This is a genomic window from Sorangiineae bacterium MSr11954 (genome assembly GCA_037157815.1).
In the GTDB taxonomy this organism is placed as follows: Bacteria; Myxococcota_A; Polyangia; order Polyangiales; family Polyangiaceae; genus Pendulispora; species Pendulispora albinea.
Genome location: CP089984.1, coordinates 6,152,072 through 6,173,506, shown reverse-complemented (window position 1 = coordinate 6,173,506; position 21,435 = coordinate 6,152,072). Strand labels below are relative to the sequence as shown.

Annotated in this window: 8 protein-coding genes and 1 pseudogene; 3 read left to right on the top strand and 6 right to left on the bottom strand. The window is 68.8% G+C overall.

Annotated features, from left to right (window positions below; genetic code table 11):
- Nucleotides 1-91: 91 nt before the first annotated feature.
- The 6 genes from LZC94_23705 to atpD form a co-directional block, all read right to left on the bottom strand.
- A complete protein-coding gene (locus LZC94_23705) occupies nucleotides 92-6,154 on the bottom strand; it encodes a hypothetical protein (GenBank protein WXB10880.1) in 6,063 nt (2,020 codons plus the stop codon).
- Nucleotides 6,151-11,142: a hypothetical protein gene (locus LZC94_23700; protein WXB10879.1), complete on the bottom strand. Its 4,992-nt coding sequence runs from the start codon at nucleotides 11,140-11,142 to the stop codon at nucleotides 6,151-6,153. The genes LZC94_23705 and LZC94_23700 overlap by 4 nt, the downstream gene beginning before the upstream one ends.
- A 102-nt stretch (nucleotides 11,143-11,244) precedes the next feature.
- Complete coding sequence (locus tag LZC94_23695; protein WXB10878.1) at nucleotides 11,245-11,532, bottom strand: polyhydroxyalkanoic acid system family protein; 288 nt, start codon at nucleotides 11,530-11,532, stop codon at nucleotides 11,245-11,247.
- A gap of 50 nt (nucleotides 11,533-11,582) precedes the next feature.
- The gene (locus LZC94_23690) at nucleotides 11,583-12,242 is read right to left on the bottom strand and encodes a peptidyl-prolyl cis-trans isomerase (protein WXB10877.1); all 660 of its coding nucleotides are present in this window, start codon (nucleotides 12,240-12,242) and stop codon (nucleotides 11,583-11,585) included.
- A 10-nt stretch (nucleotides 12,243-12,252) separates the two neighbouring features.
- Entirely contained in the window at nucleotides 12,253-12,777 is a 525-nt protein-coding gene (gene atpC, locus LZC94_23685) for an ATP synthase F1 subunit epsilon (GenBank protein ID WXB10876.1), read from the bottom strand.
- A 99-nt stretch (nucleotides 12,778-12,876) separates the two neighbouring features.
- Nucleotides 12,877-14,358 (bottom strand): F0F1 ATP synthase subunit beta, encoded by a 1,482-nt coding sequence (gene atpD, locus LZC94_23680; GenBank protein WXB10875.1) that lies wholly within the window; start codon nucleotides 14,356-14,358, stop codon nucleotides 12,877-12,879.
- A 423-nt stretch (nucleotides 14,359-14,781) separates the two neighbouring features.
- Here atpD and LZC94_23675 point away from each other — a divergent pair, with 423 nt between their 5' ends.
- From LZC94_23675 to LZC94_23665, 3 genes and pseudogenes are all read left to right on the top strand, one after another.
- Nucleotides 14,782-16,887, top strand: coding sequence for a CHC2 zinc finger domain-containing protein (locus LZC94_23675; protein ID WXB10874.1), 2,106 nt, complete (start codon nucleotides 14,782-14,784; stop codon nucleotides 16,885-16,887).
- Between the two features lie 225 nt (nucleotides 16,888-17,112).
- Nucleotides 17,113-18,874, top strand: a pseudogene (gene rpoD / locus LZC94_23670) (RNA polymerase sigma factor RpoD).
- A gap of 624 nt (nucleotides 18,875-19,498) precedes the next feature.
- Nucleotides 19,499-21,430, top strand: coding sequence for a M61 family peptidase (locus tag LZC94_23665; GenBank protein WXB10873.1), 1,932 nt, complete (start codon nucleotides 19,499-19,501; stop codon nucleotides 21,428-21,430).
- The last annotated feature ends 5 nt before the right edge of the window (nucleotides 21,431-21,435 follow it).

Genomic DNA, 21,435 nt, shown 5'->3' with positions numbered 1-21,435 from the left:
GTCTTCGCCGACATCGCCACGCCCTGCGCCGACATCGCCCCGACTTCGCCGGTGTCGTCCACGCCCTTGCCGGCGTCGCCGCGCGCTACCGCTACTTCATGCCGGAGCGGGCGCGCGCCTCGGCGTAGCCGTCGCTGACGCTGTAGCCGATGATCTCGCGGGCCTGCGGGGTGCGCGCGATCCAGTCGGCGCGTTCGTCGGGATCGCTCGGGAGCGAGGTGTGCCCGAGGGTCCAGGCGATGGCCTCGAGGGCCGCGTTGGGATCGCCCACCGCCAAGAGGCCGGTGCGATCGGCCCAGGAGACGACCGCGGGGCCCAGGACGGCCGCCTGCGTTCCCACCGAGCCGGCCACCTCCAGCGCCATCAGGCCCACGTCTTGGTCCAGCCGGCGGGGGAGGGCCGCCTGCAGACGCCGCGCGGCCTCGGCCAGGGCCGTGGGGTTGATCCCTTGCGGCTTCCAGCTCGGGTTGAACACGTGCAGCCATGCGGCGACAAGGACGGGGAGATCCTTGGCGACGATGCGCAGGAGCGCCGAGGCGCGCGCTTGCACGAGCTTCAGCGCGCGCACCAAGAGGAAGGTGCGACTCAGCTCGTTGATGTGCGGCTGCAAGAGCGCCTCGCCCAGGATGATCACGGGCGGGGTCGAGCTGACGGGGATGCACGTCAGGCCGATCTGCGGCGAGACGAGCACTTGGCAGCCGGTGATGCCCATTCCGGCCGCGAGCGCGTTCGCCGCCGCGTGCACGTTCGCCGCCGCCGGCGGGAGCGAGCCTGCGCGCACGGAGCGGGGATCGAGCGGTACGATCGCGTCGAGGGCGTCGCCGGTGCGCGCGAGCAGGGCGCGCAGGGCAGGGATGACCACGTCGGGGGCGAGCACTTCGTCGAGGCGCGCGTCGCCGGCGCGCGCTTGGGCGCCCGCGAGGGTGACGGGCTTGCCGCTGAAGGCGGCCAAGGTGGCGTTGACGACCTGCGCGGCGTCTTTCTTTCCGCGCAGCTCGTAGACGGTGGCCATCGTCTCGAAGGTGGTCGGCGCGAACTTGCCCGCGGCGAAGGCGCGGCGCGCGTCGGCGGCGGCGCGATCGAGGAGGATGTGCACGGCCGGCAGCTGCCGGTGCCGCATGTAGAACTCCGCCAGGGTGCGCAGGATGCCGACGTCCTGGGGGAACTCGCGGCGGGCGGCGTCCAAGGTCTGCTCGGCCTTGCGCGGATCTTTGGCCTCCTCGTAGATGGAGGCGCGCTCGATGTAGCGCATGCGGCGCTCGGCCGGATCGCGGGTGGCGAGGAAGAGCTGGTTCTGCAGATCCAGCGCCTTGGCGACGTCGCCCCGCTGCCGGTAGATGTCGACCAGGCGGGACAAGGTGGCGAGATCGCCCGGTTTGCGTTTGAGCAGCTCTTCGTAGGCCAGCTCGGCGCGTTCGAGGTTCACCGCGTGGCGCGCGTACAGATCGCCCAGCCGCTCGTAGATGGTGCACTGCTCGTCCGCGGACACCGTGAGCCGCGAGAGGCGCACCCACGCTTGCTCGGCCGCGGGCCAGTCGGAGACGGCGGCCGAGAGCTCGCCGTACGTCTTGAGCGCCTCCACGTGATCCGGATCGATGGAAAGCGCCGCCTCGAGGGCGCGCCGCGCGCCGATGGAGTCGCCCACGCCGAGCAGCACCCGCCCGCGTTCCACCTCGAGGGCCAGCCGCTCGCCGGGATCGGCGACCGTCTGCGCGCGCGCCTCGAGCAGCGCGCCGAGCTCGTTGTAGTGATGGCGCTTGCCGTAGATGGCGCAGAGTCGCGTGAAGACGTTGGTGTCGCTCACGTCGATGCGCGCGGCTTCCTTGAGCGCCAGCATGCCGTGATCGTCGTCGTGCAGATCGTCGAGCCAGATTTGCGCGGCGCGGTACCAGGCCGAGACCCGGTGGGCGGGCACCGCGGAGGCGCGCGCCACCATCTCGTACGCGGTGGCCGCCTCGCGCGTCTCGCCGCACGCCCGGCGTGCCTCGGCGAGCTTCTCCCACGCCACGATGTCCGCGGGATCCTCGGTGATGGCGCGCTCCAAGAGCTCTTTGCCCTCGGCGGTGCGGCCGAGCATCACCGCGGCTTGTCCGGCGCGCAAGAGGAGCGACGAGACCTCCGCGCTGCGGGAGGCGCGCTGCAGGAGCGCCTGCGTGGCCTCGAGCTCCGCCGCGAGATCGTGGCGGATGCGCGCGTGCGCGTTGTACAAGCGCAAGGCCCAGATGGGCGGATCGCTCTCGGCCTTGCCCAGCGCCGCGAGGTCGAAGGTGGTCCCCCAGTCGCCGCGCCGCATGCGCAGGCGCGCCGCGAGGCCGGCGTGCGCCGAGGCCTCGCCGCCGGGGGTGCCGGCGAGCACGCGCGCGATCAAGGTGGACACCGGCTCCAGCTCGTCGTCGCGCGCCTCGGCGAGCAGCGCGTGCTCGACGTAGCGCAGGCTGGGCTTGTGGTCGAGCGTGTCCTCGAGGATCGTCCGGTGCAAAAGCAGCGCGCTCGCCGGATCCTGGCGCGCGGTCGCGTCCAGATCGGCCAGGCGCTCGTAGGCTTCGCGCCGGACGACCACGTCGTCCGTCTGCCGCGCCAGCGCGAGGAGCTCGTCGGCCAGCCGCGCTACGTTTCCGGTCGTGAACTCGGCCCGCTCCAGGGCGATGCGCTCCAAGGTCGGCCCGGCGAGGGGGTTGGTGCGCGCGGCCTCGGCGGCTGCCCGCAGCGCGCCCTCGCGATCGCCGCGCTGCTCGTAGCCGTGCGCGGCCTCGAGCAACCAGCGCTGACGCGTCTCGCCCGTACCCGGGGCGGCGGCGGCGCGCGCTTCGCGCCAGGAAGGGCCGTCTTGGGGGGCTTCGCCGGAGATGCGCTCGTAGAGATCGCGCAGGGCGACGTCGTCGGGGCGGGCGCGCTGGGCCTCTTGGAGGCGCGCGGTGGCGAGGGCGCGATCCTGGTCGGCCACGAGGAGCGCTTCGCGCACGGCGTCCAGCGCCTTTTCGAGCGGATCGCTCGCCGCTTCTTTGCGCCTTTGGACCCAGCTCACCACCTTGGTCACGTCGCCCTCTTTGCGCGCGATGCGCTCGCCCAAGAACGACGCGAAGGGCAGGGCAGGCGCGGCCCGATGCGCCGCCTCCAGGAGCTGGAGCTTGGCCTCGTTGTCGAGCTGCCCTTTGCGCGCCACCGCTTCGATGGCCGTCAGCGCCGCGCGCGGCCCCCGATCCAGCTTGAGGGCCATCGCGCGGAGCTCGGCGCTCAAGTCGATCGACGGATCGAGCTCCACGGCCGCACGGAGCGCGACCTCGTTCTCCGGTTCGAGCTCGCGCGCTCGTTTGTAGGCGGCGAGCGCGCGCGCGGAGTCGTCCCGGCGCTCGGCCACGAACGCAGCGGCCATCCAGCGGTCGCTCGCGCGCGGACCGCCTTCCCACGCCGCGAGCGTATCGCCCAGGGTGTCCCAACGCCCGGAGCGGAAGGCGATCTCCAGGGCCAGCGCGCGCGCCTCCTCGGGCGCGTCCTCCCGCCGCGCGAGGGCTGCCGCCTCAATCTCGGCGATGGGGGCGAGGCGGGCGAGCAGGCGCCCGAGCACCACGGCGCGCTTCTTGGCGTCGTCTCCGGAGGCGGCGGACGAACGCGCGTCGCTGCCGACGAAGGCCGAGGCGGCGGCGGAGAAGGGCACGAGCGCCTCGTCCTCGCCCAGGCTCTTGGCGATGTGCTGCGCGCCTTCGTCCAGCGCGCCCGTCAAGAGACGGAGCACGAGCTCCTCCTCCGGGGCGAAGATACCCGGCACGCGAAGCGCCGAGAGCACGACGTCGGTGTCGCCGAGCTCGAGGCCGCGCGCGGCGCGTGCGCGCACGGCGGCGCGATCCTCCAGGCCCTTGAGCCCGGCCAGCGACGAGGCGCGCGCCTCCGGATCGGTCACCGACAAGGCGGCCGAGAGCCATGCGGCGGCGCCGGAGAGCTCCGGCACATCGGAGAACTCGGCCAGGATGCGCGCCGCGAGCACCGGTTGCCCCAAGGTGAGCGCCGTGCGTGCGCGCCGCAAAATGCCCGCGCCGTCGGGCGAGCGCGCGGGCTCCTTCTTTTCGCCGTCGGCCGCCTCGGTGGTGAGCAAGCCGGCGTCGGCCAGCGATGGCACCACCGCCGGGCGCTCGCCCGTGGCCTCGAGCCCCGCCTCCACGCCGCGCAGGCGCAGCGCGCTCTCCATGGCTTTTGCGACGGGGGCGAGCTCCGGCGCCTCCGGAAAACGCAGCGCGCTGGAGGCCATCTGCTCGCGCGAGAGCGCCAGGGCCGCGCGTCCGATGACCACGCGCACGTCGTCGGGAGCCGATTGCAGGGCCTGCTCCCAGCGGTCGTCCAGGAGATCGTCGTCGCCGCCGAAGATGCGCACGGCCTCCGCGGCCAGGAGCCGATCGTGCAGCTTGCCTGCGTCGGTGGGCGCCAGGCGCGCGGAGGCATCGAGGCGCTCGAAGAGGGCCTCGGCCGAGGGCTTGGGGGCGTCGGCGAAGATGATCTCTTCGTCGTCGGTCTGGCTCACCATCCGCTCGACGTCGGCGAGGGCGCGCACCTGTTTGTGCGGCATCGCGAGCTCCGGGCACGCGTCGCGGGCCTCGATGGCGAGCCTCTCCGCTTCGTAGCGCTGGCCGAGCATCGCGCGCAGCTCGCTCACCGCCAGAAGACCGCGAGCGCGCACGGCCGGATCCCCGGAGGCGCGGGCCTCCTCCTCGAGCCAGGTGCTGCGCGCTTCCATGGCGCTGCGCGCGTCGTCGGTGAGCCACTCCGACGCGGGCTTTTGCCCTTCGAACTTGGCCTGCGACGAGGAGAGGGGCGGCGGAACCGACTGCGGCGCGGGCGTCTCTTCTTCGTGGCGTTCGTCACGTTCGCCGCCCTCGTCACGTTCGCCGCGCACGGGGAGGCCCGGCGGCGCGCTCGTGCGCGACGAGGGCGGTATCGACGGGGCCAGGGAGCGCCGCAGGGAGGGCGGCGCGCCCTCGGGGCTGTGGATCGCGTAGATCGCGGTCTCCATCTCCTCCTCGTCGCCGAACGAGCGGAGCTTGGAGAAGGTGACATCGGGCGGCACCGAAGAGGGCGACGTGCCGTGGAGCTGCGGGGGCGCCGTGGTTCGCGGGCGGAGGCCGGTGGTCTCCCGCTGCGCTTCGGCAGGATCGTCTTCGCGCTCGTCGTCGCGGTCGAACTCGAACTCGGCGACCCCGAAGCTCGCGTTGTCCTCGGCCGCACCTGGGACCGGGGTGGGCAAGAGCGCGGGCGGCGGCGAGGTGGGAACGTCGCTCTTGCGCAGGTCGAACGTCTCCGCGAACGGATCGAACATTTCGCCCTCGGCCACCTTGGGCTCGAAGGGGCGAGGCCGCCGCAGGACCTCGGTGGAACCCGCGCGGGCGATGTCCTTGGCGCTGGTGACCACCGAAGCTTCGCGCGCCTCCGGGCGCTCCTCGGCCGTGCCCTCGCGTTCGCGCTCGGCTTTGCCGCTGCTCAACGGGCCGCCCGACTCGGACGATCCCCCGAGCATGGCGGTCGGCTCCAGGTTGCGTCCGAACAGCTGCCCGAGGCCGGCCTTGGAGCGGGTGACACCGCTGAACAGCCCTCCGCGCAAATTCGGGTTGCGGATGGACTCGAGGTTCGGGAGGGACGCGACGCTGGTGGCGCCCTCTTCGTCGCCGTCGTCGCTGTCGCCGGCCAGGTTCACCAGCTCCGGGGTCATGGGCCGTTTCCGAATCGGCTCCGGGCCCGGCGCCGGCTTCATCGTCGGCGTCTGGGTGACCGCGGGGGGCGACTCCGACGTTCCTGCACCGGGCGGCGCAGCCGTTGCCGCAGGCGCTGCTGATGCCGCAGGCGCTGCTGATGCCGCAGGCGCTGCTGATGCCGCAGGTGCTGCTGGTGCCGCAGTTGCCGCGACGCCGGCCGTCTCCGGCCCAGGGAACGCGCTCACCCGGGTGGCCAACTCCTCGACATGGGCGGCTTCCGGCCCGGGGAACGCGCTCACCCGCGTCAGCGCTTCCGCGTCCGGATTGGCGGCCGGCGCCGCGCCGGCCTTGGGCTCCCCCTCGTCGACGGCGAAGCTCTTGTTCTCCCACTCGTCGAGGGCCGCATCCCAATCGAAGTCTTCGTCGACGAACAGACCGGCGTTGCCGGGCGGCGGCGGCGGCTTCGGCTCGCTCATGACAGCCCCTCCAGACCGAGGGCACGGCGCACCTCGAGGTAGGTGGGGGAGAAGCCAAAGCGCAAGAGCTCCACGGCGTAATCTTCGTTTTTCAGGACCACACGCACTCGCTCGGGCGGTTCACCAATGGCATCGCAAATGACGAAGGACACGTCGGCCGAGGCGATGAGCGCGCAGCGCGCCAACGTCAAATGGGCGCGCATGTACCAGGTGCGCGCGTCTTGTCCCGATTGGAGCACGGCGCGGCACACGTCCGGCAGGATCCTCCGCGTCTTGCGCGCGATCACCTTGCCGATGCTCTTTTCAATCTCGGGCAACACCGCGTAAGGCGGCGCCTCCACCGGAACGTCGGCCAGGTGGCACGCCGCCACCAAGATGGCCGCCACCGAGGTCGCGTCGCGGCTGCGCACGATGGTGCTGCCGCGCGCCATCGCATAGAGCTCGCTGGCCACCCGCGCGCGAAGCGGCGGAATGAGCGGCGAGGAGATGCCCGCCCCCACCACCAGCGCCGGGACCTCCCCCGGAATGCCATAGACGCCCAGCGGATCGCGCCCGCCCACGTACAGGTCGAAGGCGTCGATGCCGAACGCGCCCGCCCACGCCGCGACCTCGTTTCGCAAGGTGGCGCCGCCTCGGGGATCGACCTTATCGCGTTTGCTCAAGCCGAGCGCCGACAGCGAGGGCCCGAGCGCCTCGGCCAGGGTGGGCGCCATCAGCTGGAAGAACTCCGCCATGGGGCCGGCGTCGCCGGGGGCCACGATGGATGAGCGCAGCCCCGCGTCGATGGCCATCTGCGGCACGCGCGCCTTGCGCTGAATGAACGCTTGCAGCACCGCCTCGTCGCTGCCATCGGTGCCGATCACGAGCTGCGCCGTCGACAGCGCCACATGCTCGATTTCCGTGTCGGCCGCGCCGCGCGCCACCCGCGCCAGGCGGCGCACCGTGGTGCTGTCCACGGGGTTCTCGCGCAGCGCCATCACCAGCGCGTCCTTCACCCGCAGAAAGAGCCGCCTCTTCACCTCGGGTTCCATCTCGATCTTCAGCAGCAGATCGATGGCCTCGCCGTCGGCCGGGGACTCCTCGAGGAGCTTGGCGATGGCCGGCGCGGCCCCCTGCGGGTTGCCCAGGCGATCGCGGTGGATGGCCATGGCCAAGCGCGCGGCGGCGATGCGCCCCTGCGGCTCGAGGCGCTCGTGCATCAGCTCGTGGAGGATGGCCGTCGCCTCGTGCCAGGCCCCGGTTCGGGCCGCGGCCCGCGCCAAGCGCTCGCGCACGGGCAGGGTGGAGAGCCCGGCGGCGTGGAGGTTCACCAGCACCGCCAGCGCCTTGTCGAAGCGATCGAGCTTGTTCTCGTACAGATCGACGGCCGCGATGCCGGCGGTGACGCGGTTTTTCGCCGGCGCGCCATGGATGGTGGCCAGCTTGGCGAGGCTCTCGGCCGCCTCGTCGTACATGCCGCGGCGGATGAAGATTTCCCCCGTGAGGGCGAGCGCGCCCACGTGCTCGGGCTCGAACATCGTCACGCTCTCGAGGGCCTTGAACGCGCCGTCGATGTCGCCCTTTTCGCGCAGCACGCGGGCCTGCTCCCAAAAGAGCTTCGACAGCTCGTCCGGATCTTCGGAGATCTCGACCCGGCGCGAGATGAGCAAGAGGAGCTTGTCGGTGTCCTTGCGGGCGCGCACCGCGCGGAAAATCTTGTCGAACGAGTAGCTGCGCGAGGCGTCGCGCTCGAAGGCCAGGTCGAACGCCTGCTCGGCGGAGGCGTCGTCGCCGAGCTCCCGCCAGAGGCCGCCCGCCTCCTCCAGAAATGCCGCGCCGCGGACGTCGTCGTTGGCGCGCGTGCCCAGCTCCATGGCGGCGCGGGCGTGCGTGGCGCGATCGCCGAGGACCTCCGCCGCCGTGCGCAGACCTTCCCACGACGCGAGATCCGAAGGATGCGCCGCGAGCGCCGTCTCGAAGGCCGCCCGCGCGCCCTTGTGGTCGCCGGCGACGAGGAGGGACCAACCCGAGAGCGCGCTGGCATCGAGCCGCGTCTCCTCGCCCAACACGGTGCCCAGTCCTTGGAGGGCTTGGGCGCGCCTTCGCGGATCGGAGCCGGGGATGGCGATCTCCAGGTTCGCCAGGCGCGCGGCCGGCGAGTGCCCCACGAGGAACGGTGTTTTGTCGGCGCGCCCTTTGAGGGCGTCGAGCACGGCGGCGCTGGCGAGCATGGCCTCGCGCTCCTCGCCGCGCATGGTTCGCGCGATGGCCCGCCGCGCGTCCGATTCGCGCTCCGGGCTTCGGCTGCCGATGGCCGCCGTGAGCCACTCGAACGCGGCCGCCAGACCGCCGCCGGTGTCGAACCAGCGCTGCGCGGCTTGGGTGGCCGCCTCGGGATCGACCCCGCGCACCCGCCGCAGCTGCTCGGCCGCCGCCAATTGGTTGGCCATGGGACCCGCGGGCGCGATGCGCGCGATGGCCTGCTCGACCCGCTCGCGCGTGGCGGCCGAATCCTGCCACGCCAGGCGCGCCAGGGCCGCGGCGAGCGCCAGATCGCCGTCGCTCGAATCTTCGAACCGGGCCAGCGCCTTTTGCGCCTCCTCGTGATCGCCGGCGAAGACCTCGGTCGCAAAGTGCTCGAGCTCCAGGATCGCCGTGTCCTCGTTCACCGGCTTGGCAAAGCGGATCGCCCGCCGCCGCCGCTCGATGGACTCGCCCGCCATCCCGCGCGCGGCCCAGGCCAGGAGCGCGCGCGCCGCGATGGGCGCCTTTTGCCCGGCGTGCTCGAACGCGTCGAGCGCCGCTTCTTTTTCGCCCGCGCGCCAGCGCGACAGGCCCGCCTCCAGGTGGAGCGCCGCCGACAGCTCGTCGTCGTCGGTGGTCATGGCGCACGCCGTGAGCGCCGCCGCCGCCTTGGCGTACGCGCCGTCCTCCCGCTCCAGATCGGCCAAATACGTGGCCACCAGCGGATCGGACGGATCTTTTCCGGTGAGCCCGCGCAGCCGCACCCGCGCCGCGGCCCGATCGCCCGCGTCGTGCGCGCGCCATGCGGCCAAGAGCGAGAGGCCGCGCGAGAGCCGGGCCTTGTGCTCCAGATCCGCCAGCTTCTCGAGCGACTGCCGCTGCGTCTCCGACGAGGGCGCCCCGTTGGCCCCGTTGGCACCCTTGGCGACGTCGGCCGGCGGCGGAAGAAATGCCTGAAGCAGATGCGCGAGCCAGGCGCCGTCGCCGGTATCGGCCAGCTCCGACAGGGCCTTGCGAATGCCTTCTTCGTCGCCGCGGACCAGCTTGTTGCGAACGGAGCCGAGCCACAGATGCGAAAGCTCGAGATCGTTGGGGGCCGCGTCGGACTTTCGCTCGCGCTCCCCGCGCGCCTGTGCCGGGCTGGTCGAGCCTTCGCCGCCGCCCACCATCATGCGCCGGGTGACGTCCTCGGCCCACTGCGCATCGCCGCGCACCAGCGCAATCATCCGCGCCACCCGCCAGACGATGTCGTCCGAGGTCCCCAGCATGCGCGCCTCGGCCAGCGCGGCTTTGGCGGCCGCCGCATCGTCGGCTTGCACGCCCCATACGTACGCCGCGAGCACGAAGGCCCGCGCGCGCGCGGCCTCGGTCGGGAGACAGTCGGCGAAGGCCTCGAGCTGCGAGGCAAAGGCGGCGGGATCGCCCGAGTCGGCGAGCAGATCGAGCTGCAGCGCGCGCGCCGGCAGGCACACCGCGTCGTGCGACACCGCCTTGGACAGCGACTCCAGCGCCCCGCGCCGATCGCGCACCTCCACCGCGCGCTCGGCCAAGCGCATCGCCAAGGAGGCCTTGATGGTCCCCTCCGTCTCGATGCCCAACAGCTTTTGCGAGAGCCGCGAGGCCAGCTCCATGTCGCCCATCTGCTCGGCCACGCGCACCCGCGCCCCCGCCAAGAGCGGCAGGTGCGCCCCGGCGTTGCCCGCGTGCTCGTTCTCGGCGCGCGGGTCCGCCTTGTGGCTCGAGAGGACGGAGCTCTCGCTCTTGGCCCCCACCTCCTCGCCCCACTCCGTGAGCGAAAGGGCGCGGTCGAGCGACTTCGCCGCGCCGGCCAGGTTGCCCAGGTGCCTGCGCACCTCGGCCGCCCGCAGGCAGGCATCGGTCACGTGTGCGAGCGTTCGCACCCCGTGCGGAACCCCCAGGACGTCCCCGCGCGCCGGATCGTTCATGGCGGTGACCATCAGCTCCGCCTGCGCATCGAGCGCCGACGCATAGGCTTCGGCCCGCGCCTTGGCCTCCTCGGCCGTGCCCAAAATCGACTGCCCCGACTCCCCGCGCGCGAGCCGCTCGGCCGCCACCGCCGCGAGGTACGTGGCGCCCGCGCCCCGCGCGCGCGCCTCCTCGAGCGCGGCCAGCGCCGCCGTGTGCTCGCGCGCCTCGGCCAGCATTTTGGCCAGGTCGATGAGCAAGAGGCCCTGCCAGGTGGGATCGCTGGGCCGGTGGGCGCGCTCGCTCAGCGCCTGGCGCCGGGCCTCGGGATCGCCGCCTTTGGCCGCGACCAGCTCCAGCGCCAGCCATGCCCCCACCGACTCCACATCGGCGGCCGCGAGCTCGGTGGCCTCGCGCAGCGCTTCCTTCGTGCCTTTGAGATCGCCCGCCACATCCTCGAGGAAGGCGGCGCGCATGATGAGCGCCCGCGTCTTTTCCTCGGGGGTGACCGAGGCGCGGACCAGCGCATCGATGACCCGGCCCAGGTTCTTGAGCGAGCGGCGGCGCTCCATGAGCCGCACGAGCGCCTCGAGCGGCTCCCGAAACATCGGATCGGCGTTGAACGCCGCCAGGTAGTCGCGCGCGGCGCCCGGCTCATCCCCGGCGCGCTCGAGCAAATCCCCGATCTCGCCGAGCAGCCTAGCCTGCCTGGCCCGGTCCTCCGTCGCGGCTACCTCCGCGCGCAGGTATTTGACGACTTCGCCCCCCTTTGGCGACTCCGGAGATCCCGCCGCCGCGGATGGTCCGCGATCGGGCGGCAGGCTGATATTGTTGGACATATGCGCCATGCCCTGGTTTGAGCCGAAAGGTAGCGCAGGCTATCCCCCGTACGCGATAGAAAACCGTCGAGTCTTCTTTGGTCGCGTTTGGCCGCTACTCCGTCAGAGCAGGTCCTTGAGCTTCTCTTGGATTTTGCTCTCGACGGCCCCCTTCATCATTTTCAGCATGAACGGGAGATCGACCTCCACGCGGACGTCGCGGTCGGAGACCCGCACCTTGCCCTCGGCCCCTTTGGCCGCGCCGCTGGGGACCTTGAACTCGATGACGTCTCCAACCCAGTTCCACACGATCCCGAGCTTCTCTTGCATGCCTTTGGCAAGCTCCTCGGCGCGCTTCTTGGCTTCTTCCTTGGTGAGCGTGTGGGGGCGCGCGATGTCGATGGTGGCCATGAGTGGTTGCCTTTTCGCTGGTTTGGGTGCCCTTTTTTGGGCGGGTGTGGTTAGTCGGTGCGCTTCACGATCCAAAAACCGCGAGGGGTATCGATTGGGTCGCTCGTCTGCCCCGAGGCTAGGGTGAAAAGAATGTATTCCGGTGCGAGCTCCAAGGTACCACGGGTAATTCGCCCGAGATCATCCGAGGATCCGCTGTCACCGTGCGCCACGGCCGCCCGGAAGTCGGTCTTTGCTTCGGCTGCAAGTTTTTCGGCCAGCTCCTTGGCCTCGCTCTTGGAGCGCGCGTTCGCCGGCGCGCCTTGCGCACCCGTGTAACTGACCAGAATCACGCCGAAACGGACCGAGCGCGGAGCGTCCTTGGGCAGGGGAGGGACCGGCGTTCCATCGGCCATGACCGCGCCCACCCCCGCGTCCCGATTTTCGCGCTCCGTGGGGACCGATTCGCTGGCGCCGAGGCCAAAGGGATCCCCGGCGTCGAGCGCGACCTCTTCGGCCGTGGTGGACGCCGCATCGGGCGCCACGCTCGCGCTGTCGGCGCCTGCGTCGGCAGGGTTGGCCGCGCTGGGGCTGCCCGAACCACCGCCCTTGAGGGCTAGGTAGCCCACGAGCACCACCACCGCGCCCCCCAACGCCATGAGGGGCCACCGCGGGGCGCCGCCTGCGGCGCCCGACTTTTCACGTGCGCTGCTCGCGGCGTCCTTAGCCATGGGAGCTCACCTAACCCCCGTTCGTCTCGCTCGACCCCTGCGGAACGTCCTCGGCGGCCGGAGGCGGCGGCGGGCCGAACTCCTCGGTGCGCATCGTGGGCGGGGGCGGATCGCCGTAGAGCTCGAGCTGGGCGGCGATCCAGTTTTCACGCGCGGCCAGCTCGCGCCGTTTGGCGGCGGCCGGCGCGTCGGTCGTCGATTCGGAAATGAGCTTGGTCAGCTCCACGTCGATCTCGGCGAACTCCTTGCGGAGCAGCACCGGGTCGATGGCGTCGCGCTCGGTGAACTCGTCGGTGAGGATGAGCAGCTTCTCCGGCCCAATCTCGGCGAAACCCGGCCCCACGGCGCACTTCTTCTGCTCGCCCGAGACTTTGTACGAAACGACGCCGCTCTGCAGGGCGGCGAGCAGCGGCAAGTGGCCCGGAAGCACACCCAGCTCGCCGTTGACGCTGGGCGCGGTCACCTCGTCCACCGTGGCGGCGAGTGCGCGCCCTCTCGGCGTCACGATCTCCAGTTCGATCTTGTTGTCGGCCATCGTAGTCTTTCGATCTTTCGCGTTCTTTTCGCGTGTATCGCGTGGTGGGCGTCTTTCGACGAGCTACCTCGCCAAAGACACCCCGCGATCGCTTTTCTTCTATTTTTTCTTCGTGAGCTCGGCGGCCTTGGCCTTGACCTCTTCGATGTCGCCGACCAGGTAGAAGGCCTGCTCCGGGTAGAGCGCGTCGTCGTCGAACTTGCCGTCGAGGATCTGCTCGAAGCTCTCGATGGTCTTCTCGAGCTTCACCAGCTTGCCCTGGATACCCGTAAAGTTCTGGGCCACGAAGAACGGCTGCGACAGGAAGCGCTGGATCTTGCGGGCGCGGGAGACGACGAGGCGGTCGTCCTCGCTCAGCTCGTCCATACCGAGGATGGCGATGATGTCCTGCAGGTCCTTGTACTTCTGCAGGGTCGACTGCACACGGCGCGCGACGGCGTAGTGGTGCTCGCCGACGATCTGCGGGTCGAGCAGGGTGGAGGTGGAGTCGAGCGGGTCCACGGCGGGGTAAATTCCGAGCTCCGCGATGGAGCGCGAAAGAACCGTCGTGGCGTCCAAGTGGGCGAAGGTCGTAGCGGGCGCGGGGTCGGTCAAGTCGTCGGCGGGCACGTAGATGGCCTGCACGCTGGTGATGGAGCCCTTGGTGGTCGACGTGATGCGCTCCTGGAGCGCGCCCATTTCGGTCGACAGGGTCGGCTGGTAACCGACGGCGCTGGGGATACGGCCGAGAAGAGCGGACACTTCCGAGCCGGCCTGCGTGAAGCGGAAGATGTTGTCGACGAAGAGGATGACGTCCTGACCCTCGTCGTCACGGAAGTATTCGGCCACGGTGAGGGCCGAGAGGGCCACGCGGGCGCGGGCTCCCGGGGGCTCGTTCATCTGCCCGAAGATGAGGGCGGCCTTGCTGATGACCGGCTCGCCGCTGTCGAGCGTCGACTCTTTCATTTCGAGCCAGAGGTCATTTCCTTCACGGGTGCGCTCGCCGACGCCGGCGAAGCACGACACACCGCCGTGCGCCTTGGCGACGTTGTTGATCAGCTCGAGGATGAGCACGGTCTTTCCGACGCCGGCGCCGCCGAACAGCCCGATCTTGCCGCCCTTACGGTACGGGGCGAGCAGGTCGATGACCTTGATGCCCGTCTCGAAGACTTCGACCTTCGTCGACTGCTCCTGAAAGGTAGGCGGTGCACGGTGAATCGGCGCCGTCTTCTTCGCATTGAGCGGACCAGCCTCGTCGACCGGCTCCCCAATCACGTTCAAAATGCGCCCGAGGCACTCGGGCCCGACCGGCATGGCGATCGGTCCGCCCGTGTCACGCACTTCCATGCCGCGAACGAGGCCGTCCGAGGTGTCCATGGCGATGGTGCGCACCGTGTTCTCACCGAGGTGCTGGGCGACCTCGAGCGTCAGATTCTCTTTGGCCTTGGAGATGCCAGGGTTGGTCACCTTCAAAGCGTTCAGAATCTTGGGCAGCTGCCCTTCGGGGAACTCGACGTCGACGACCGGTCCGATGACCTGGACGATCTTGCCTTGCCTGTTTGCTGCGGTGCCGGAGCCGGTGGGGATGGAGGGAGAAGTCATGTGTTTTCCGCGGCCGCGCATACCATGCTTGACCCTTGCGAGTCCACCCCGTTCGTAGCCCCGAGCGCCTCCCACGGCGCCGCGCTCGTCGCCGTTTCCGGTCTTTTTGAGGATCCGAGCCGGGGATTCCAAAATCGGGATTTGCAAACCTCGGGAACGGCAAAAGCACACCCGCGCCCTACGCCAACGCCAGATTGGACGACATCGGGCTCGAAATCGAAGCCGTTGCGGATTCGGGCGCGCGCCCGATCGCGAGGAGGTCCGAGCCCGAGCGCGGACGCAAATTTGGCGTCGAGGGACCTGCGGCAAGGTGTCGCCGAAGGTACGTTTTTTTCCGAGTGACTCCAGCACTTGACCGGACGGTGTCGCTCTGTCACATGGCATTAAGCTCGCGAGGCACGGAGAGTTCGGGACGGTCGTTCGTTGATATCGCCGCAGACCATCGCGCTCGTACGCGAGCGCACGGACATCGTCGCCCTCATTCTCGAGAGCGTGCCGACGCTCAAGCGCCGCGGCCGATCGTTTACCGGTCTCTGTCCTTTTCACAAGGAGAAGTCGCCGAGCTTCCACGTCAATCCGGACCGCGGCTTCTTCCACTGCTTTGGCTGCAAAGAGGGTGGAAGCGCCATCGACTTCGTCATGAAGCTCGATGGCCTGACCTTCCCCGAGGCGGTTCGCCTTCTGGCCGAGAAGGCCGGTATTCCCATCGAGGAAGACGTCCGCGAGCGGAGCGAAGTCGACCGACAGAAAAAGCAGCGCGACGACCTTTACGCGGTGAACAACCTGGCGGCCACGTTCTTCGAGCGTCAGCTGCGCGATCATCCCCACCGCCACTACGCCTTGGAGGAGCTCGCGCGCCGCGAGCTGGTGCCAACATGGGCCTCGGGCGACACCGCGTACGATGCCTACGACACCGAATCGCCGCTATCTCCGATCGATGACGCGCTGCAAGCCTTCCGCATCGGTTATGCGCCGGCGGCGTGGGATGGCTTGGCGACCTTTCTCAAGCAGCAGGGCGTCTCCCCGATGTTCGCGGAGCACGTGGGGCTGCTCGTCCCGCGCTCCTCGGGCACGGGGCACTACGATCGCTTTCGACATCGCTTGATGTTTGCCGTGGTGGACCCGCAAGGCCGGGTGGTCGCCTTCAGCGGCCGCAGTTTGCGCCCCCTTGCGCCGTCCGACGATCCGGACTCCGCGCGCTCCCAGCGCTCCAATCATGATGGGGGGCGCGACGATAAGCCTGCAAAATACATCAATTCGCCCGAGAGTCCGATTTACAGCAAGGGACAGATGCTCTTCGGCATCTATCAAGCACGGCATGCGATTCGGGAAGAGCAGTGCGCCATCGTCGTCGAAGGGAACTTCGACGTCGTGTCGCTTCAGGCGCGCGGCGTCAAAAACGTGGTAGCGCCCCTTGGCACGGCCTTTACGGCCGAACAGGCCAAGCTGCTCAAACGCTTCGCGTCACGGGTGGTGCTGCTCTTCGATGCCGATGCCGCTGGCCGCAAAGCCACCCGCGCCTCCCGCGTTCACCTTCGAGACGTCGGCCTCTCGGCCAAGGTCGGGAACTTGCCCGCCGGGGTCGATCCGGACGAGTTTCTACGCACCAAGGGGGTAGCGGCGCTGAATGAAATCCTGGCGCACGCGCGGGGCATGCTCGAGTTTTTGATCGATGGCGCACTCGATGCCACGTTTACCGCGTCCGACGTTCACGAGCGGGCCGCGCGCGTCGCGGAAGTGTCGCAACTTCTCGCAGAGGAGGACGATCCTCTCATTAAGATGATGGCAAAGACCCACGCCATGGAGCTGGCCGGCCGCATCGATTTGCGTCTTTTGGACGGCGTAGCGCGTCACGTCCCCGAGGATGCCTTTCGCGCCTTGGAGGCCTCCGTCAAACGTGCCGTTGCCAAGGCCGGGCCGCCGCCCACCTTGCGCCGCGGTGAGTCGTCGGATCCCCCGGCGCGCGCGCGTTTGCCGGCCCGGCCCCCGGGCGCCGGCGCCCGGCGCGATCTGGTGGGGGCGCTCATCGAGCACCCGGAGCTTCTGCGCGATCCCGAGGTGGAGCCATGGCTCGAGCTCCTCGAGGGCGTTTCGGCACAAACGGTGGCCGCGCTGGCCCAGTCGTTCGATGGCGAGCGGCTCGACACCGACCGATTTCAATCGCGTCTGTCGTCGCTCGATGCCGCCATTCGCTCCTTCGCGGCGGAGCGGCTTGCGGCACCGGTTCATGAATCGGTCGAGGCAGCCAAGACCCAAGCGTCCCGGGCCGCGGGCACGCTTCGCGCGATCCGGCTGGCCGAATCCACCCGCGAAATTGCGGATAGCCAGAAAAATGACGGTGACTTCGAATCTCAGCTGACCGCGGCGAGGGAAGCGCACCGCCGTGTTCAGGCGACCCGAACGGACGCCCGCGAGAACCGACCGCCCGGCTCATTCGCTCGGGATGGCGCCCGCGATGGCGCGCCCGACATCACTTCTTCAAAAATCTTTGGCCTAGACACTGGACCCAAAGCCGAACCCGAGTATTAGGACGGGTCGCTTTAGAAAAAGAACGACTCCTTTACCCTTTCGCTTCATTTTCTCTCAGTCGACCGCCGACTGCTCCCCCCATTCCCCGCTCCCCCTGCGAGTAACCGCTCCCCCCCACTGTTCCTGCCCCAAATCGACCTCAGTAACCCTTCCTTCAGTGCCCTAGTTTAGACCCGCGCATTGCCCGCGGACCCTGCAGCAGAAACCTCACGAGGTATAAGACGCGATGGCGACGAAGAACCGCGACCGGAAAGAAGTTCAGCAGCTCATCGAGGCTGGCAAAACCAAGGGTTTTCTCACCTACGAAGAGGTGAACGACGCTTTGCCGGCCGATGTCGTCGCCGATCAGATGGACGACGTGATGGGCGTCCTGGGCGACGAGGACATCGAGATCGTCGATGCTGCGACGCAGGTCAAAATCGCCCCCACGCGCATCGCCGCCGAGGAAGCCGCCGAAAAGACGAAGCAGGTTCCCCGCAGCGAGAAGGAAGAAGCCGACGACGGCAGCTACTACTCGAAGTCGAACGATCCCGTCCGCATGTACCTGCGCAAGATGGGGAGCGTCTCGCTCCTCACGCGCGAGGGCGAGGTCGAGATCGCGAAGCGCATCGAGACGGGCGAGCACACCATCCTCGGCGCCATCCTGAACAGCCCCGTGGCCGTGCGCGAGATCATCGATCTCGGCGACAAGCTGCGCAAGCACAAGATCCGGGTGAAGGACATCATCCGCGACGCCGAGGACGAGGACCGCGAGTTCGACGAGGAGGAGGCCGATCGCCGCATCCTGCGTCTGATCGAGAAGGTCCGTCATCTGGACAAGGCCACCCAGGATCTGCGCGTGCAGCTCGCCGGCGCCAGCGCGGCCCGCAAGAAGGCCATCGACGCGGAGATCGAGGGCAACCGCGCCAAGATGGTCGAGACGCTGGAGGACATGCGCCTCAACAAGAAGACCATCGATCGCGTCGTCATGAAGCTCCGCACCTTGATCCAGAAGATCGAGCGCGCCGAGAGCGGGTCGACGGAGATCGAGAAGCGCACCGGCGTCGACATGGACCAGCTGCGCAAGGAGGCGCGCACGGCCAAGGGCGATCCCAACGGCGAGCGCCGTTTCAAGCGCCGCCACGGGGTGACCCCCGAGGAGGTCCTCTCGAACCACGCGGTGGCCGTCAAGAACCTGAAGAAGGTCGAAGAGGAGCTGCAGCTCGACATCAAGTCCTTGCGCGCGACCTACAACGAGATCCGCGAGGGCGAGCGGGTGGCCGAGCGGGCCAAGGCGGAGCTGGTGGAGGCGAATTTGCGCCTCGTGGTCTCCATCGCCAAGAAGTACACGAACCGCGGCTTGCAGTTCCTCGACCTCATTCAAGAGGGGAACATCGGCCTGATGAAGGCCGTCGACAAGTTCGAATACAAGCGCGGCTACAAGTTCTCCACGTACGCCACGTGGTGGATTCGGCAAGCGATTACCCGCGCCATCGCCGACCAAGCGCGCACGATCCGCATCCCGGTCCACATGATCGAGACGATCAACAAGTTGATCCGCACCAGCCGCTACCTGGTGCAGGAGTACGGCCGCGAGCCGACCCCCGAAGAAATCGCGGAGAAGATGGAGCTCCCGCTCGATAAGGTGCGCAAGGTCCTCAAGATCGCCAAGGAGCCGATCAGCCTCGAGACGCCCATCGGAGAAGAGGAAGATTCACATCTCGGAGACTTCATCGAGGACAAGAGCGTGGTGTCGCCGGCCGAAGCGGTCATCAACATGAACCTCGCCGAGCAGACCCGCAAAGTCCTGAAGTCCCTCACGCCGCGTGAAGAAAAAGTCCTCCGGATGCGCTTTGGCATCGGGGAGAAGAGCGATCATACGCTCGAAGAAGTCGGACAAGACTTCGAAGTCACCCGCGAGCGCATCCGCCAAATCGAGGCCAAGGCGCTCCGCAAGCTTCGCCATCCGTCCCGGTCGAAGCAGCTCAAGTCGTTCATCGAGTCGTAGCGGCCCGCATCGCGGGCTCATAGCAACGGGGAACGCTACAAAAAGGCGGTTCCCCGTTCGCATTTAAGGACTCGTCGCGCCGGCGTTTGGCGTGTGCCCGGCATTTCGGGGGGGTCGGCGGCGCTTCGGGCGTGTGGTGGCGCTTCGGGCGTGTGGCGGCGCTTCGGGCGTGTGGCGGCGCTTCGGGCGTGTGGCGGCGCTTCGGGCGTGTGGTTCGCGCTCGGCGTGTGCTCGGCATTTCGGGCGTTCGGCGGCGCCTCGGCGCGTGGCGTTTCGCGTTCGGCGTGTGCTCGGCATTTCGGGCGTTCGGCGGCGCCTCGGCGCGTGGCGTTTCGCGTTCGGCGTGTGCTCGGCATTTCGGGCGTTCGGTGGCGCCTGGGCGCGTGGCGTTTCACGCTCGGCGGGCGCCTGGGTGCGTGATGATTCGCGTTCGGCGTACGCCCGGCATTTGGGATGTGAGCCGGCGGTTCGGGCGTGTGCCGGCAGTTGGAAGTTGGGGGCGATGTGTGAGAAGTAAAATTTCCCGAATCCCATGGGCGAATCGGGAGAAAAACCGCCAAAGCGTCAGCTCATCCAGAACCTTGCAAGGGATGGCCAAATTGGTGGTAGGAGCGAGATACTGCCATGAGAAAAACCGCTGGCCTGCATCTTCTTCCCATCGCTCTTTGGCTCACCGGGTGCGCCCCGGATGCCTCGGCGGCACCGGCCGCGCCCACCTCCCTTGCGGGGCCGATGACCGTGCGCGTCGATGCGCGCGACGTGCCGCAGATGATTCTGCACGCCAAGATTCATGTTCCTGCGCGGCCGGGCCCTATCACACTGGTGTACCCAAAGTGGATTCCAGGCAACCACGGGCCGACGGGCAAGGTCGCCGATATCAGCGGGCTGCGCTTCTCGGCAGGCGGAAAGGCGCTCGCGTGGCAGCGTGATCCCGAGCAGATCTCGGAATTTTCGATGACGTTGCCGGCCGGCAGCACGGCGGTCGACGTGGAGCTCGACGTGGTCGTCGACAAACGATGGTTGGCCACCGCCGATGTCTCGGAGTTCAATTGGAACCGGGTACTGCTCTATCCGAAGGGCACGCGCGCGCGCGATGTGCAGGTCGAGGCGGCAGTCGACGTCCCCGCCAATTGGCATTGGGCCACGGCGTTGCCGGTCGCATCGCAGTCGCAGTCGACGTCGCCGTCTCAGCAGGGGGGCGGCGGCGGTGGCGGCACGGTGAGCTTCAAGCCCGTATCGCTCGAGACCCTGGTCGACTCGCCGGTGGTCATGGGCCGCTACGGCCGCACCATCGATTTGGGCACCGCGCTCGGCGCTTCGCACTCCCTCGAGCTGGTGGCGGAGACCAAAGAGGCGCTGGAGGCGAACGACAAGCAAATCGCCCTCTACCGCCGGCTGATCGCCGAGGCGACGAGCCTCTTCGGCGCGCGCCACTACGACAAATATACCTTCTTGTATATCCTGACCGGCGACTTCGCCGGCAGTGGCCTCGAGCACCATGCCTCCAGCCAGAACCTCTCGGGCGCGAGCCTCTTTTCCAAGGACGACACGTTCCGCTTGGCGCGCGAGCTGCTCCCGCACGAGTTCGCGCACTCCTGGAATGGCAAATACCGAAGGCCCAAGGGCCTGGCGACCGACAATTACCAGCAGCCGATGCACAACGAGCTGCTCTGGGTCTACGAGGGGCTCACGGACTACTATGGCTGGCTCCTCGCCGCGCGCAGCGGCTTGGGGTCCGTCTCCGACGCCAAAGACCAGCTGGCGCTCGTCGCCGCCACCCTCGACTCGATTCCCGGCCGCAAGTGGCGCTCACTGGCCGACACCACGTATACGCCCGCCTTTGGGCAGGAGTCGAACCGGCCTTGGTACTCGGCGCAGCGCGCGATGGATTACTACCCGGAGAGCTTGCTGATCTGGTTGGAGGTGGACACGCTCATCCGCCAAAAGACTGGTGGAAAGCGCTCGCTCGATGACTTTTCCCGCGCGTTCTTCGGGGGCCAGAACACGGGCGCCCAGGTGAAGCCCTACGAGCTCGCCGATGTGCTCAAGGCCCTAGGGGACGTGGCTGCCCACGACTGGAAGGGCTTCTTCGAGCAGCGCATCATGGCCGTCGCCCCGCATGCGCCGCTGGGCGGCATCGAGGGCAGCGGCTACAAGCTCGTCTACCAGGACAAGCCCAACGAGCTGCGCTCCTCCATCGAGCGTGTGGCGCATTTTCGCAACGAGCGCACATCGCTAGGGTTCGTGCTCAACGACAAAGGTGTGGTTCAGGATCTGTCGCTCGAAGGTCCCGCCGCCCGCGCAGGTCTATTGCCGGACTCGACCATTGTCGCCGTCAACGGCCGCAAGTACTCGGCGGACGTGCTCGAAAAGAGCGTGCTCGCGGCCAAGGGCACCAACGCGCCCATCGAGCTCATTACCGAGAAGGATGGCTACTACCGCACCCTTCGCGTGAGCTGGAACGGGGGGCTGCGCGTGCCGCGCCTCGAACGCGATCCGGCCAAGCCCGACGTTTTGGCCGCGATTTTGGCGCCGCGCACGCAAGCGACGCCGTAACCTCG

Coding starts and splice junctions, on each gene's coding strand:
- LZC94_23705 (WXB10880.1), bottom strand. CDS start 6,154: ATGAGCGAGCCGAAGCCGCCGCCGCCGCCCGGCAACGCCGGTCTGTTC.
- LZC94_23700 (WXB10879.1), bottom strand. CDS start 11,142: ATGTCCAACAATATCAGCCTGCCGCCCGATCGCGGACCATCCGCGGCG.
- LZC94_23695 (WXB10878.1), bottom strand. CDS start 11,532: ATGGCCACCATCGACATCGCGCGCCCCCACACGCTCACCAAGGAAGAA.
- LZC94_23690 (WXB10877.1), bottom strand. CDS start 12,242: ATGGCTAAGGACGCCGCGAGCAGCGCACGTGAAAAGTCGGGCGCCGCA.
- atpC (WXB10876.1), bottom strand. CDS start 12,777: ATGGCCGACAACAAGATCGAACTGGAGATCGTGACGCCGAGAGGGCGC.
- atpD (WXB10875.1), bottom strand. CDS start 14,358: ATGACTTCTCCCTCCATCCCCACCGGCTCCGGCACCGCAGCAAACAGG.
- LZC94_23665 (WXB10873.1), top strand. CDS start 19,499: ATGAGAAAAACCGCTGGCCTGCATCTTCTTCCCATCGCTCTTTGGCTC.